Here is a 15,524-nt window from a genome sequence, read left to right on the forward strand (position 1 = left end):
GTAAACTGTGTAAGTCTTACACAGATCAGGGCTGGGGGCGGTGTGAGCAAGGCCAACCACTTCGGGCTGGGCCGCGTGACCGAGCTGGACCGGAAGCTGGCGGCCACCGAGATCGAACACGCCCGCTCGACCGGGGAATACGACAGCGCGGAAGCCGCACGGCGGCTGGCCCGCGTCCGCGCGGCGAGCACGCACACCGAACTGCGGGTCGCCGTCGCCGGCGGGATCGACGCCGTGGCCCCGCCGGTGCTGGAAGCGGCGCCGCGGATCGCGGGCGCGCTGTGGCTGTCCATCAGTGGGGTGAACCTCCTCATTTGGCTGTTCATCGGCCTGATCGGCGGTCAATGGGACCCGTCGTGGCTACTCTGGGTGCTGTTCGCCGGCGGCGTCCTCGTGGCCGGCGTCTGGGGTGCCCGCGACTGGGATCGCCGGATGCGCCGGGCGGCGCGAGACACGCCGTAGCGCGGTCCGGGTTCTCCGTACGGCCCGGCTCCGCTAAACTGTGCAAGCCTTACACAATTAATCCGAGATCAATCCGATGCTCCGCCGAGCCGATATGGGGGCTTCATGCCGGAGAGCACAGGAGACGCCCGGTCCTCGAGCGGACTCGCGCGCCGGGTCGTCACGATCGTCTGGGCGGTCGTCAGCGGCATCCAGTTCGTGATCTGGCTGCTCATGAGCCTGATCAGCATGTCCGTCAAGTACCCGTTCTGGTTGTGGACGATCGGCATCGGGGGTGCGGTACTGCTGCTGTGGTGGTACTTCGGCCCGGACCGCCGCGCCCGGCAAGGAACGGAGTGAACCACGTGTCCACCACGACTTCCGTCGAGTCCCCGGTACGCCTGGACTCGGTGCACAAGACCTACGGCTCCGGCGACAGCGCGGTCGAAGCGCTGGCCGGTGTCTCCGTCGACTTCCGCGCCGGCACCTTCACCGCGGTGATGGGCCCGTCGGGTTCCGGCAAGAGCACGCTGCTGCACTGCGCGGCTGGTCTCGACAAGCCGACCTCCGGCCGGGTCACCCTGGTGGGGACCGACCTCAAGGGCAAGAACGAGACCGAGCTGACGCTGCTGCGCCGCGCGCACGTCGCGTTCATCTTCCAGTCGTTCAACCTGATGCCCGCGCTGAACGTGGAGCAGAACGTCACCCTGCCCTCGCTGCTGGCGGGCCAGGAACCGGACCGGGCGTGGGTGGACCAGGTGATCGCGCGCGTCGGGCTGTCGCAGCGGGTGAAGCACCGCCCCGGCGAGCTCTCCGGCGGACAGCAGCAGCGCGTCGCGATCGCCCGCGCCCTCGCGGGAAGGCCCGCGGTGGTGTTCGCCGACGAACCGACCGGTGCGCTCGACACCACCACCGCGGTCGAGGTGCTGAACCTGATGCGCGAACTGGTGCGCGCGGGCCAGACCATCGTGATGGTCACCCACGACCCGGTGGCGGCGTCCTTCGCGGACGAGGTGCTGTTCCTGGTGGACGGCCGGATCGTCACGCAGCTGACCGCACCGGGCGTGGAGGCCGTGGCCGCCACGCTGGCGCAGCTGGGCGCCCGGGCCAAGCAGGCGCGGGGGCAGCGGTGAGTTCGCGGCGGGTGGTGCTCAAGCTGGCGCTGGCCAGCCTCAGGTTCCGCGCGGCCGCCTCGTTCGCTTCGTTCGTCGCCATCCTGATCGGGTGCGGGCTGCTGATCGCCTGCGCCGGGCTGTTCGAAACGGCCATCGTGCTGCAGGCACCGCCGCAGCGGCTCGCGTCGGCGCCGGTGGTGGTCGGCGGCTCGGCGGGGTTCAAACTGCCGGACGAAGAGTCGCAGGTGGTGCCGTACGCCGAGCGCGCGGGGCTGACCCAGGAGCAGATCGGCAGGATCGCGGCGGTACCGGGCGTGCGGCAGGCGGTGCCGGACGTGTCGTTCCCCGCCGTGCTGCTGCGGGACGGCGCACCGCAGGTCCCCGGTTCCGCGTCCGTCCTTTCCGGACACGGCTGGGACTCCGCGGTGCTCGGCGGCTACACGCTGCGCGAGGGCGCGCAGCCCCAGGCGCCGGGGCAGGTCGTGCTCGACTCGGCCACCGCGGCCGCGGCCGGGATCGGGCCCGGGGCGAGGGTCGAACTCGCGGTGGACGGACAGAAGCAGGACTTCCTCGTCACCGGGACGGCGGAGCCGGGCCGGACCGTGCGGGCGCCCGCGTTCTTCTTCTCGGCGGGCGACGTGCAGCGGTTCGGCACGCATCCGGGCAGCGTCGGCCTGGCCGGAGTGTTCCCCGCCGACGGCGTGGACGCCGGTGAGCTCGCCGCGCGCATCGCCAGCCAGGTCCCCGGGGTCAGCGTGCTCACCGGGGACGACCGCGGTTCGGCCGAGTTCCTCGGCGTGTCCGCCAGCCAGTTGCCGCTGATCCTGCTGGCCGCGGTGTTCGGTGGCATGGTGCTGGTGGTGATGGCACTGGTCGTCTCCGCGACGATCAGCCTCACCGTGCGGCAGCGGCAGCAGGAGCTCGCGCTGCTCCGGGCCACCGGCGCGACGCCGAAACAGGTCCACCGGATGGTGGTCGCCGAGACCATGGCCGTCGGCGTGCTCGCCGCGGTCTGCGGAGCCTTCCTGGGCAGCCTGGTCGGCAACCGGATCTTCGGCACCAGCCGGTCGCTCGGCATCGTGCCCGGCGAACTGGTGTTCCGGCAGGACGTCATCGCCTTCGCCGCCGGCATCCTCGCCACGCTCGCGATCACCTACGCCGCGGCCTGGTTCGCCGCGCTGGCGGCGGCACGGTCGCGGCCGATCCAGGCGCTCGCCGAGGCCGCGATCCCCAGCGCCAGGGTGAACCCGTTGCGCCGCATGGGGGCGCTGGTGTTCGCCGCCGCGACGGTACTGCTCGCCGGGACGACGATGTTCATGCCCGCCGACACGGCCTCGGCGATCGGCGGCCCGGCGGTGCTCACCGGCGCGATCGCGGTGGCGCTGATCGGCCCGGAGATCATGGCCTTCGTCGCCGACCGGTACGGCCCGTTCATCCGGCGGATCGCGGGCCGCGACGCCACCCTCGCCGTGATCAACTCGCGGGCGCGCGCGGTGGCGTTCGCCGCGGCGCTCACCCCGATCACGCTCGCCACCGCGGTCGCCCTCGGCAACGTGTACTCGGAAACCACCGCGCAGCGGGCACAGGTGTCGGCGTACGCGGGCCAGTTGCGGGCCGACGCGGTGATCAGCTCGGACACCGGCGGCATCGCGCCGGAGGCGCTCGGGCAGATCCGCGGCACGCCGGGCGTCGGCACCGCGTCGCCGCTGGTCACCAGTTCCGGCTGGATCGAGCAGCCCTACGACGGCAACGGCAGCGACCCGCTGCGCCTGATCGGCATCGCCGCGGAGGACCAGGGCGGTTCGGTGCTCGCCACCGAGGTCACGTCCGGTTCGCTGAAGGACCTCACCGGCGACTCGGTCGCGCTGCCGCAGAACGTCGCCGAGGACCTGGGCATCAAGCTCGGCCAGCAGATCACCATGCGGCTCGGCGACGGGGCGCAGGCACAGGTGAGGGTGGTCGCGCTGCTGGACAGCCCATCGAGCTACGCGAGCATGGTGCTGCCCGCGGACCTGCTGACCGCGCACACCACCACCGGCCTGCCGTCGCAGGTGCTGGTGAGGGCGGCACCGGGGCAGGACGCGGACGCGCTGGTTTCGGCGCTCACCGAGCGCATGAAGAACTGGCCGGGAGCCACCGTCGGCGACGACGGCGCGCTGAAGCGGAACTTCCAGGCGAGCGCCGACGTCGAGGCGATGATCAACTACCTGCTGGCCGTACTCGCCATCGCCTACGCGGCGATCGCGGCGGTGAACACCCTCGCCGTGGCCGTACTGGCCCGCCGCCGCGAATTCGGCGCGCAGCGGCTGGCGGGCGCGGACCGCAGGCAGGTGCGGCGGATGCTGTTCGTCGAAGGCGGCATCGTCGCGGTGACCGGTCTGCTGCTGGGGATCGTCATCTCGCTGTTCACCGTGCTGCCGATGGCCATCACCACCGGCGAGATCATCCCGTCCGGGCCGGTCTGGGTGTTCCTCGCCGTGGTGCTGGCGGTGTTCCTGATCGTCTGGCCCGTCACCGCGGTTTCCGCGCGGCTGGCGATGCGGCGCAGCCCGATCGAAGCGGTGACCCTGCCAGGGCAGTGAGGTGTCCGAGCGGGGCCTGTTTGCTTCGAATCATTCGGAGCAAACAGGCCCCGCTGCGCAACTGGTTTAGGGGTACGCGGGCCGCTTCCGGGTGGATAGCCTCGAATGCGACTATCCGCACCGGGCCGGCCCGGTTTCCTTTTCTGGAGTGGATTCCCATGCGTGTACTCCTGGCCGCGCCGTCCTCGCCCGCCCGCCTGCACAATCTCGTGCCACTGGCCTGGGCGCTGCGGACCGCGGGGCACGACGTGAAGATCGCCGGAAGGCCCTCGTTCGTCGACGAGATCCTCCGCACCGGCTGTGTCGCGGTCGATCTCGAATCCGGGGACGAAACGTCGCTCGCCGAGTCGGCGGCACTGGTCGAGTTCGCCAGGCTGTGGCGGCCCGCGATCGTCGTCTCCGACGGCCGGGCGCCGGCGGGGACCGCCGCCGCGCGCGCCGTGGAGGCGGTAGCGGTACGGCTCCTCGGTGCCCTGGACGAGCCGGTCGCCGGCGAAACCGGGGCCGGTCCCACCTTCGACACCGTTCCGCCGTCGTTGCGCGTAAGCGACGGAAGCGCCGGGGCGGCCCGTGCGGTCCGGCACGTACCGTACTTCGGACCGGCCGAGGTGCCGACCTGGTTGCGCCGTAAGGCAAGGCGCGGCCGCATCCTGCTCTCGCTCACCGACGCGGCCCTGTTCGGTCCGGTCTTCGACGCCGTCGCCCGCCTGGACGCCGAGCTGGTGTGCGCCGCCAGGGCCGAACGGATCCCGGACGGGGTCGGCGTACCGGCGAACGTCAGGCTCGTCGATTCGGCGCCGCCCGCCGCGTTGCTGCCCACGTGCGCGGCGGTGGTCCACGAAGGCGACGCGGCACTGGCGCTCGCGGCGGTGACTCACGGCCTGCCGCAGCTTTCGCTCACCGAATCGGTTTTCGCGGTCCGGGTCGCCGAAGCCGGTGCGGGTGTGGTCGCCGCACCGGGACGGATCCAGGACCTGCTGGCCGACGAGGCGCTGCGCACCGGCGCGAGCGCGCTCCAGGGCGAGATCGCCGCGCTGCCCGCCCCCCGCGAGGTCGTCGCCGAACTGACCCGCTGAATTCTCCGGCGGATTTGTGGGGCCGCCTCCGTCCTGTTAGGGGTGGGGCGGGCAAAAGGATCTCGGTAGCGTTTTCGGCGTGGCACGTTCCACCCCTTCGGTATTAGGTGGGTCGATTACGTGAGTACCGATTTCTGTTTCGCGGCGTTTTCCGGGCCGTTGTCTGGAGCGGGGGTAATGGTGTGACCGCCGAAAGCGAGCGCAAACTGCTCGGTTACCTCAAGCGCGCCACCACCGATCTGCGCGAGGCCAGGCGGTCCCTGCAGGAGGCCCGGCAGCGCGACAGCGAGCCGATCGCGATCGTCGGCATGGCTTGCCGTTATCCCGGCGGGGCTAGCTCGCCGGAGGGGCTCTGGGAACTCGTCGCCACGGGCACGGACGCCGTCGGCGGCTTCCCGGCCGACCGCGGCTGGCCGCTCGAAACACTCTACGATCCCACGGGCGAGCGCCCCGGCACCACGAACACGAGAGAGGGCGGGTTCCTTTACGACGCCGCGGAGTTCGACCCGGAATTCTTCGGCATCTCGCCCCGTGAGGCGCTCGCGATGGACGCCCAGCAGCGGCTGCTGCTGGAAACGTCGTGGACCGCGCTGGAGAGCGCGGGAATCGTGCCCGAGACCCTGCGCGGCAGCGACACCGGCGTGTTCGCCGGGGTGATGTACCACGACTACGCGGGCCACGCCGCGGCAGGCAGTGTCGTCTCGGGCCGCGTCTCCTACGCGCTCGGACTGGAAGGCCCCTCGGTGTCGGTGGACACCGCGTGTTCGTCCTCTTTGGTCGCCCTGCACTGGGCGGCGCAGGCGCTGCGCCGCGGGGAGTGCTCCCTCGCACTGGCCGGTGGTGTCACGGTAATGGCCACACCGGAGACCTTCGTCTACTTCAGCGAGCAGCGCGGCCTGTCCGGCGACGGCCGCTGCAAGGCGTTCGCCGCGAGCGCGGACGGCACGGGCTGGGGCGAGGGCGTCGGGGTGCTCGTGGTCGAGCGCCTGTCCGATGCCCGGCGACTCGGTCACGAGGTGCTCGCGGTGGTGCGCGGCAGCGCGGTGAACTCGGACGGCGCGTCGAGCGGGCTCACCGTCCCCAACGGCCCGGCGCAGCAGCGGGTGATCCGGCAGGCCCTCGCCGCCGCCGGACTGTCCACACCAGACGTCGACCTGGTCGAGGGCCACGGCACGGGAACGAAGCTGGGCGACCCGATCGAGGCGCAGGCCCTGCTGGCGACCTACGGCCGGGATCGCCGGGAGCCGCTGTGGCTGGGTTCTCTCAAGTCCAACATCGGCCACACCCAGGCCGCCGCCGGGGTCGGCGGCGTGATCAAGGTCGTGCAGGCCATCCGCCACGGCGTGCTGCCGAAGACGCTGCACATCGACGCGCCGTCGCCGCACGTCGACTGGTCGGCCGGGGCGGTGGAACTGCTCACCGAGGCCCGCGAATGGCCCGAAACGGGGCGGCCCCGCCGAGGCGCGGTGTCGTCGTTCGGTCTCAGCGGCACGAACGCCCACGTGATCATCGAGCAGGCGCCGCCGGTCACGGACGAAACCTCCGATCCGGTGGAGCTTCCGGTGGTGGCCTGGCCGGTGTCCGCCGGTGCCGCGGACGCGCTGGCCGCCCAGGCGCGGCGCCTGGAAAGCCACCTCGCCACGGAACTCGCCGACGCTTCGCCCGCGGACATCGGTTTCTCGCTGGCCACGACCCGCTCGGCACTCGACCACCGGGCCGTCGTCCTCGGCTCCGATCGCGCCGAACTGCTCGCGGGCCTGAGCGCGCTCGCCGCCGGTGAGAGTGCGCCCGGCGTGGTGCTCGACCGGCGCGGCAGCGGCCTGGCCGCCTTCCTCTTCACCGGCCAGGGCGCCCAGCGGGCGGGCATGGGCACGGTGCTCTCCGCCCGGTACCCCGCCTTCGCCGAAGCCTTCGACGCGGTGTGCGCCGGACTGGACCCGCATCTGGACCGCCCACTGCGGACGGTGCTGGGTGACGGCGAGGCACTGGAGCGGACCGGGTACGCGCAGCCCGCGCTGTTCGCACTGGAGGTCGCGCTGTACCGGCTGTTCGAAGGGTGGGGGGTCAGGCCGGACTACCTGCTGGGCCACTCGATCGGCGAACTGGCCGCCGCGCACGTCGCCGGCATCCTCTCGCTCGGCGACGCGTGCACACTGGTGGCCGCGCGCGCGAAGCTCATGCAGGCACTGCCCCCGGGCGGGGCGATGGTCGCCGTGCAGGCCACCGAAGCCGAGGTGGCACCGCTGCTCACGGGCGAGGTGGGCATCGCGGCGATCAACGGCCCGGAAGCGGTGGTGGTCTCGGGCACCGAGGAGGCGGTGCGGGCCGTGACCGCCGCGTTCCCCGGCCGGAGGACTTCGAAGCTCAGGGTGTCGCACGCCTTCCACTCGCCGCTGATGGAACCGATGCTCGCCGGGTTCTCCGCCGTCGCCAGGGAACTCGCCTATGCCAAGCCGAAGATCCCGATCGTCTCCACGGTCACCGAAGACGCCGACCTGACCACGCCGGAGTACTGGGTGAACCAGGTTCGCGCGGCCGTCCGGTTCCACGACGGCCTGCGCACCCTGCTCCGTCAGGGCGTCCGCACCTTCGTCGAGCTGGGGCCGGGCGCGGTGCTCACCGCCGCCGCCAGGACCGCGCTGGACGACGACAAGCTCGCGTTCGTCCCGGCCCAGCGCAAGGACGGGGACGAAGACCGCACCGTCGTCACCGCGCTCGCGAGCCTGCACGCACGCGGCATCGGGGTGGATTGGCGGGCCTTCCATGCCGGGGGACGCCGCGTCGCCCTGCCCACCTATGCCTTCCGCCGCACCCGGTACTGGCTGCCCGCCACGGCTTCCTCCGCGGCCACCGGCGCCGGGCTCCACGGCCAGCGGCCCGCCGGGCACCCGATGCTGAGCGCCGTCGTGCACCTGCCCGAGACCGGCGCACTGGTGCTCACCGGACGGCTCTCCGCCGACACCCTGCCGTGGCTGGCCGACCACGTGGTGCTGGGCACGATCCTCCTGCCCGGCACGGCCTTCCTCGAACTGGTGCGGCGTGCCGCCGACGAGGCGGGCGCCACCCGGATCGACGAGCTGACGCTCCAGGCCCCGCTCAGCGTGCCCGCGGACGCGGGCGCGGCGATCGAAGTCTCGGTGGAGGCGGCCGACGAGCACGGGCGCCGCCGGGTGAGCGTCCACTCGCGACTCGACGGCGAGGACACCTGGACGCGGCACGCCGAGGGGTTCGTGAGCGCGGAAGAGCCGGGTGTGCCGTCCTTGTCCCTCACGGAGTGGCCGCCCGCGGGTGCCGTCGAGGTCGAGCTGACCGACCCGTACGCGCTGCTCGCCGGACTCGGGTACGACTACGGCCCCGCCTTCCAGGGCCTGCGCGCGATGTGGCGGCACGGCGAGGACACCTACGCCGAGGTCGTCCTGCCGGACGGTGGTGAGGCCGGGGAATACGGCCTGCACCCCGCGTTGCTCGACGCCGCGATGCACGCTCAGCTCCTCGGCCCGGCGCCGCAAGGCGGCGCGGCCGAGCCGATGTTGCCGTTCTCCTTCGGCGGCGCCACTTTGCACTCCACGGGTGCCGCGGCGCTGCGCGTGCGGGTGTCGCCGGACGGCACCGACACCATCACGCTTCAGGTCGCCGACGCCACCGGTGCGCCGGTGCTGTCCGTCGAATCACTGGCCGCGCGGCCGGTCTCCCTCGGCAAGCTGGCGCCGAACCGTGATTCGCTGTTCCGGATCGCGTGGGAGCCCGCGACGAGCACCGGTGGAACGGACGCCGGAGACCTGCGCGTGCTCGAAGTGTCCACTCCGGACGGACCGGTGCCCGCTGCTGCCCGTGAGACGGCGCGGCAGGTGCTGGCCGCGATCCGGGCGGTGCTCGCCGAGGAAGGCGAGACGCGTCTGGCCGTGCTCACGCGCGGTGCGGTGTCCGTGGCCGGTGAGGATGCCGACCCGGCCCTCGCGCCGGTGTGGGGCCTCGTACGCGCGGCCGAGGCCGAGCACCCGGGCCGGTTCGTGCTCATCGACACCGACCCCGGCACCGACCGCGACCCCGATCCCGCCGGACGGGCACTGGCCACCGGCAGACCCGAGGCCGCCGTCCGGAAGGGCGAGGTCCTCGTGCCCCGCCTCACCTCCGTGACCGGGCAGCCCGGTGCGCTGGGCTGGAAGCCCGAGGGCACCGTGCTGATCACCGGCGGCACCGGTGGGCTCGGCGCCGTCGTCGCCAGGCACCTCGTGGCACACCACGGCGTGCGGCGGCTTCTGCTCACCAGCCGCCGTGGTGCCGACGCCCCCGGCGCGGCCGGGCTGCGCACCGAACTCGAGGCACTGGGAGCCACGGTCACCATCGCCGGCTGCGACGTCGCCGACGCCGCCTCCGTCAAGGCGCTGCTCGACCTGGTTCCGGCCGACGCGCCGCTGACCGCGGTGCTGCACGCCGCGGGCATCCCGTCCGCCGGCCGCGTCGAGACCCTCAGCACCGACGAACTGGACCGCGTCTTCGCCCCGAAGGTCGACGGCGCCTGGCATCTGCACGAGCTGACCCGCGATCTGGACGCCTTCGTCGTGTTCTCCTCGGCCGCGAGCACGATCCTCGCGGCCGGTCAGGCCGGATACGCCGCCGCCAACGCGTTTCTCGACGGATTGGTGAGCCACCGCCGCGCCCTGGGCCTTCCCGCGACCTCGCTGGCCTGGGGCGCCTGGGCCGAGGACGGTGGCATGGCCGGTGAACTCACCGAGGCCGACCTGCGCCGCCTGCGCCGCCTCGGCACGCCGCCGATGGCGACCGCGGACGCACTCGCCCTGCTCGACGCCTGCCTCACCACCGAGGGTGCCCTCGTGCCGGTGAAGCTCGACCTCGCGGCCCTGCGCGACCGCGGGGACGCGCTGCCGCCGGTCCTGCGCGGACTGGTCCGGTCCGGGGCGCCACGCCGCCGCGCCGCCGCCGCGGGCGTCGAGACCGCCGCCCGGCTGGCCGCACTGCCCGAGGCCGAACGCGAAACCCACCTCCTCGGCCTGGTGTCCGAGGAGGTGGCCGCCGTGCTCGGGTTCTCGTCGGCCGCGTCCGTCGAGCCCGACCGCGCCTTCCAGGAGATGGGTTTCGATTCGCTCACCTCCGTGGAGCTGCGCAACCGGCTCGGCGCCCTGACCGGGCTGAAGCTGACCGCGACCCTCGTGTTCGACCACCCGACCCCGGCCGCGCTCGCCCGGCGCCTGCACGAGCTGTCCGGCCCCGGCGACGCCGTGGACTCGCTGCTGGGCGAGATCGACCGCGTCGAGGCGCTGCTGGGCCAGGCGGCCGGAGCGCTCAACGGTTCGACCGCGAAGATCACCGCCCGGCTCGACGCGCTGGTGCGCAAGTGGACCGGCGCGCACGTCCCCGCGGAGCCGGCGGCCGCCCGCGCCGATCTCGGCACCGCCACCGACGACGAACTCTTTGCCGTGCTGGACGACGAACTGGGCATCTCATGAACGGGAAGGCCATGGGGAACGAAGACAAGCTCCGCGACTACCTGAAGCGTGCGACGGCCGATCTGCAGCAGGCCCGGCAGCGGCTGCGCGAACGCGAGGCCAGGGACACCGAGCCGATCGCGATCATCGGCATGAGCTGCCGTTACCCGGGGGGCGTCGCCAGCCCGGACGACCTGTGGGACCTGGTCGGCGAGGGCCGCGACGTGATCGGCGACTTCCCCGCCGACCGGGGGTGGGATGTCGAGGGCATCTACGACCCGACACCCGAGCGGCCCGGCAAGACCTACACGCGCCGCGGTGGTTTCCTTTACGACGCCGCGGACTTCGACGCCGAGTTCTTCGGCATCAGCCCGCGCGACGCGCGGCGCGCCGACCCGCAGCAGCGGATCCTGCTCGAAGCCTCGTGGGAGGCTTTCGAGCGCGCCGGGCTCGACCCGCTTTCGCTCAAGGGCAGCCCGACCGGCGTCTACGCCGGCGTCATGTACCACGACTACAGCGGTGGCAGCCCCGACGGCAGCCTGGTCTCCGGCCAGGTCTCCTACACACTCGGTCTCGAAGGACCGTCGGTGTCGGTGGACACCGCGTGTTCGTCGTCGCTGGTCGCGTTGCACCTGGCGGCGCAGGCTCTGCGGCGCGGCGACTGCACGCTCGCGCTGGCGAGCGGGGTCGCGGTGATGGGCACCCCCGAGATGTTCGTCGACTTCTGCGGCCGCCGCGGCCTCGCCGCCGACGGCCGCAGCAAGTCGTTCTCCGACGACGCCGACGGCACTTCCTGGGCCGAGGGGGTCGGTGTCCTCGTGCTGGAGCGGCTTTCGGACGCGCGCCGCAACGGTCACCGGATCCTCGCCCTCGTGCGCGGTTCCGCGGTCAACCAGGACGGCGCCAGCAACGGCTTTTCCGCGCCGAACGGCCCCTCGCAGGTGCGGGTGATCGAAGCGGCGCTGGCCGGAGCCGGGCTCTCACCGTCCGATGTGGACGCCGTCGAGGCCCATGGCACCGGCACCGCGCTCGGCGATCCGATCGAGGCGCAGTCGTTGATCCAGACCTACGGGAAGCGCACCGGCGAGCCCCTGTGGCTCGGCTCGATCAAGTCGAACATGGGGCACCCGCAGGCCGCCGCCGGGGTGGCCGGGGTGATCAAGATGGTGCAGGCGCTGCGGCACGGGAAGCTGCCGCGCACGCTGCACGTCGGCACGCCGTCGAGGCACGTCGACTGGACGGCGGGCGCGGTCGAACTGCTGACCGAGCCGCGCGACTGGCCCGAGGTGGACCGCCCGCGCCGCGCGGCCGTGTCGTCCTTCGGCGTCAGCGGCACCAATGCGCACGTGATCCTGGAGCAGGCCCCGGACACCCACCCCGAAACCGGCGGCGAAACCGGCACCGAGCCCCTGCCCGCCTCGCCCGTGGTGCGCCCGCTGGTGCTCTCGGCGAAGACCCCGGCCGCGCTGGCGGCGGCCGCGGGCAGGCTGGCGTCGCATGTGGACGCTTCCGGCGACTCGATGGCCGACCTCGCGTACACCCTGGCCACCGGGCGCGCGCGGTTCGGCCACCGTGCCGTCGTGCTCGCGGCGGAGCGCGGAGAGGCCGCCGAGGCGCTCCGTGCCCTGGCGGCGGGGCGATCGCGCCCGGACGTGGTCACCGGAACCGCGGACGTGCGCGGCAAGACCGTGTTCGTGTTCCCCGGCCAGGGTTCCCAGTGGCCGGGCATGGCGACGGGGTTGCTGGCCGAGTCGCCGGTGTTCGCCGAACGCATGGCCGAGTGCGACGCGGCACTGCGGGAGTTCCTGGACTACTCGGTGCTCGCCGTCCTGCGGGGCGAGCCGGGCACGCCGCCGCCCGACCGCGTCGACGTGGTGCAGCCGTTGCTGTGGGCGGTGATGGTCTCGCTGGCGGCGCTGTGGCGGGCGTTCGGCGTGGAGCCGGACATGGTGATCGGCCACTCGCAGGGGGAGATCGCGGCCGCGACGGTCTCGAACGCCTTGTCGCTGTCCGACGGTGCCCGGGTGGTCGCCCTGCGCAGCAAGGCCATCGGTGAGTTGCTCGGCGGACGGGGAGGCGGCATGCTCGCCGCGGGCCTGCCCGCCGCCGCCCTGCGCGAGCGGCTCCCCGAGTGGGACGGCCGGATCTCGCTGGCCGCGGACAACGGGGCCACCTCGGCCGTGCTGTCCGGCGACGGCGACGCGCTCGACGAACTGCGCGACCGGCTGCTCGCCGAGGGGTTCCGCGCCAAACGGGTGCCGGTGGACTACGCCTCGCATTCCGCGCACGTCGAGCACCTCGCCGACCGGCTGGCGGCGGACCTCGGCCCGATCCGGCCGGGGCCGGGCGAGATCCCGATGACCTCCACGGTCACCGGAGAGCCGGTCGCGCCATCTACTGTGGACGCCGGGTACTGGTTCGCGAACCTGCGCAACACGGTCGGGTTCGGGCCCGTGGTCGCCAGGCTCGCCGAGGCGGGCTACACCCGGTTCGTCGAGGTGAGCCCGAATCCGGTGCTGACCATGAGCATCCAGGAAACCCTCGACGAGGGCGGGTACTCCGGCGTCGTCTCCGGCACACTGCGTCGCGACGAGGGCGGTCTGGTCCGCTTCGCGACGTCGATGGCCGAGCTGTACGTCCGCGGCGGCTCCCTGGACTGGGCTCGCTTCGCGCCCGGTGCGGGAATCGCCGAGCCGCCGACCTATCCGTTCCAGCACAAGCGTTTCTGGCACGAGGAGGAGGCTGCCGCCGCGCCTGCCGCTCCCGCGCAGGTGGCAGACGGGCAGTTCTGGCGGGAAGTGGCCGAGGGTGAGGTGGACGCGCTCGCGGCCCGGCTCGGCGTCGGGGCCGCCCCGCTGGCCGAGGTCGTCCCGGCACTGGCCGCGTGGCACGCCCGCCGCACCGAACTGTCCACTCTGGATTCCTGGCGTTACCGCGTCTCGTGGGCGCCGCTCACCGGCACCGGGGCGGGCGGGCTGACCGGCAGCTGGCTGGTCGTCGTCCCGGCGGACGTCCCCGAGGCCGCCGCGCTGGCCGTCGCCGTGGCCGGGCACGGGGACGTGGAACGGATCACCGTCCCGGCGCGGGCCGAGCGCCGGGTGCTGGCCGGGCTGCTCGCCGAGGCGACCGCCGCCCGCCGCTTCGACGGCGTGCTGTCGCTGCTGGCTCTCGACTCCGGCGGGCATCCCGAGCACCCCGCGCTCGGCACGCCCGCCGCCGCGACCATCGTGCTGCTGCAGGCGCTGGCCGACTCCGGCGTCGACGCGCCCGCCTGGGTGGTGACCAGGGGCGCGGTCGCCGTGGACGCGTTCGCCGGCGCCGACCCCGCCGCCGCGCAGGTGTGGGGCCTCGGCACGGTCGCCGCACTGGACCAGCCGGGCACCTGGGGCGGTCTGGTCGACCTCGAAGGCCCGGCGGACGCCGCCCGGCTGTGCGCCGTGCTGTCCGGCGCGGACGGTGAAGACCAGGTCGCGATCCGCTCGTCCGGAGTGTTCGCCAAGCGCATGGTGCGGGCCCCGCTCGCCGCGGGCACGGCCGAACCGTGGCGTCCCCGGGGAACGGTGCTGGTCACCGGCGGCACAGGCGCGGTCGGCGCGCACGTCGCCCGCTGGCTGGCCGGACGGGGTGCCCAGCACCTGGTGCTGACCAGCCGCCGCGGCCTCGACGCCGAAGGAGCCCGTGAGCTCGCCGCCGAACTGACCGCCGCCGGTGTCCGCCGGGTCACGGTCGCGGCCTGCGATGTCACCGACGCGCAGGCACTCGGCGCGCTGCTGGCCGAGCACCCGCCGACCGCCGTCGTGCACGCCGCGGGGGTGCTGACCGCCGAGCCACCGCTCACCGACGTCACACCCGCCGGGTTCGCCGCCGCCACCCGCGCCAAGGTCACCGGTGCCGCACTGCTGGACGAACTGCTGGGGGAGACCGAGCTGGACGCCTTCGTCCTGATGTCCTCCGGCGCCGCGGTGTGGGGCACCTCCGGGCAGCCCGCGTACGCCGCGGGCAACGCCTACCTCGACGCGCTCGCCCGCCGCCGCCGGGCCGCGGGCCGGACCGCGACCGCGATCGCATGGGGTTCCTGGGGCGGCGGGGGCATGGTCGACGCCGAAGCGAGCGCACTGCTGCGCCGCATGGGCCTGGCCGAGATGGCACCCGCGCTGGCCGTCCAGGCACTGGGGCAGGCACTGGACCACGACGAAACCCACCTGGTGGTCGCGGACATCGACTGGTCCGCCTTCGCCCCCGTCTACCAGCTGGCCCGCCCCCGGCCCTTGCTGCGGGCGCTGCCCGAAGCCGCCGGGGACAAGGCGGAGACGACCGGCGAGACCGACACCGGCGGCCTGGCGGAACGGCTGGCCGGGCTCACCCCGGCCGAACAGCGGCGGGCACTGCTGGAGCTGGTGCGCGAACAGGTCGCCGTGGTGGCCGGGTACGACGACGGCGCCGCGGTCGAGCCCGCCCGTGCGTTCAAGGAACTCGGCTTCGACTCGGTGACCGCGGTCGACCTGCGCAACCGCCTGGGCGCCGCCACCGGGCTGAAGCTGCCCGCCACCGTCGCCTTCGACCACGTGAACCCGCAGGCGCTGGCCGAGCACCTGTGGTCCCGGCTGTGCGAGGGGACCGCCCAGGTGCCCCTCGAGGTGGAGCTGGACCGGCTGGAGGCCGTGACTGCCACGCTGGACGCCGCGGAGATCGACCGGTCCCGCGTCCTCGCCCGGCTGCAGGCGATGGTGACCACCCTGCACCGGACGCTCGCGGGCGACGGCGGCGGGACCGGCGGGACCGGCACCGCGCTGCAGACCGCGACCGCGGACGAACTGTTCGCCCTCATCGACAACGAGCTCGGCGCCTGAGGCGCGCACCCGC

Annotated in this window: 7 protein-coding genes; all 7 read left to right on the forward strand. The window is 73.5% G+C overall.

All coding sequences use genetic code 11. The features are described from left to right. Positions 1-42 precede the first annotated feature (42 nt). Positions 43-462, forward strand: coding sequence for a hypothetical protein (locus ORV05_RS09365; protein WP_268758055.1), 420 nt, complete (start codon positions 43-45; stop codon positions 460-462). Positions 463-567: 105 nt separating this feature from the next. After that, on the forward strand, positions 568-801 hold the full coding sequence (locus ORV05_RS09370) for a hypothetical protein (RefSeq protein ID WP_268758056.1): 234 nt from the start codon (positions 568-570) through the stop codon (positions 799-801). Then, positions 798-1,574, forward strand: coding sequence for an ABC transporter ATP-binding protein (locus tag ORV05_RS09375; protein WP_268758057.1), 777 nt, complete (start codon positions 798-800; stop codon positions 1,572-1,574). Before ORV05_RS09370 ends, ORV05_RS09375 begins: the two co-directional genes overlap by 4 nt. Next, positions 1,571-4,138, forward strand: coding sequence for an ABC transporter permease (locus ORV05_RS09380; RefSeq protein WP_268758058.1), 2,568 nt, complete (start codon positions 1,571-1,573; stop codon positions 4,136-4,138). The genes ORV05_RS09375 and ORV05_RS09380 overlap by 4 nt, the downstream gene beginning before the upstream one ends. 158 nt (positions 4,139-4,296) lie before the next feature. Further along, entirely contained in the window at positions 4,297-5,214 is a 918-nt protein-coding gene (locus ORV05_RS09385) for a nucleotide disphospho-sugar-binding domain-containing protein (protein ID WP_268758059.1), read from the forward strand. Positions 5,215-5,396: 182 nt separating this feature from the next. Continuing rightward, complete coding sequence (locus tag ORV05_RS09390) at positions 5,397-10,682, forward strand: type I polyketide synthase (RefSeq protein ID WP_268758060.1); 5,286 nt, start codon at positions 5,397-5,399, stop codon at positions 10,680-10,682. 41 nt (positions 10,683-10,723) lie between these two features. Next, positions 10,724-15,511, forward strand: coding sequence for a type I polyketide synthase (locus tag ORV05_RS09395; RefSeq protein ID WP_407652778.1), 4,788 nt, complete (start codon positions 10,724-10,726; stop codon positions 15,509-15,511). Positions 15,512-15,524: the final 13 nt, after the last annotated feature.

This window comes from Amycolatopsis cynarae, from assembly GCF_026802195.1.
GTDB lineage: Bacteria > Actinomycetota > Actinomycetes > Mycobacteriales > Pseudonocardiaceae > Amycolatopsis_E > Amycolatopsis_E rhizosphaerae.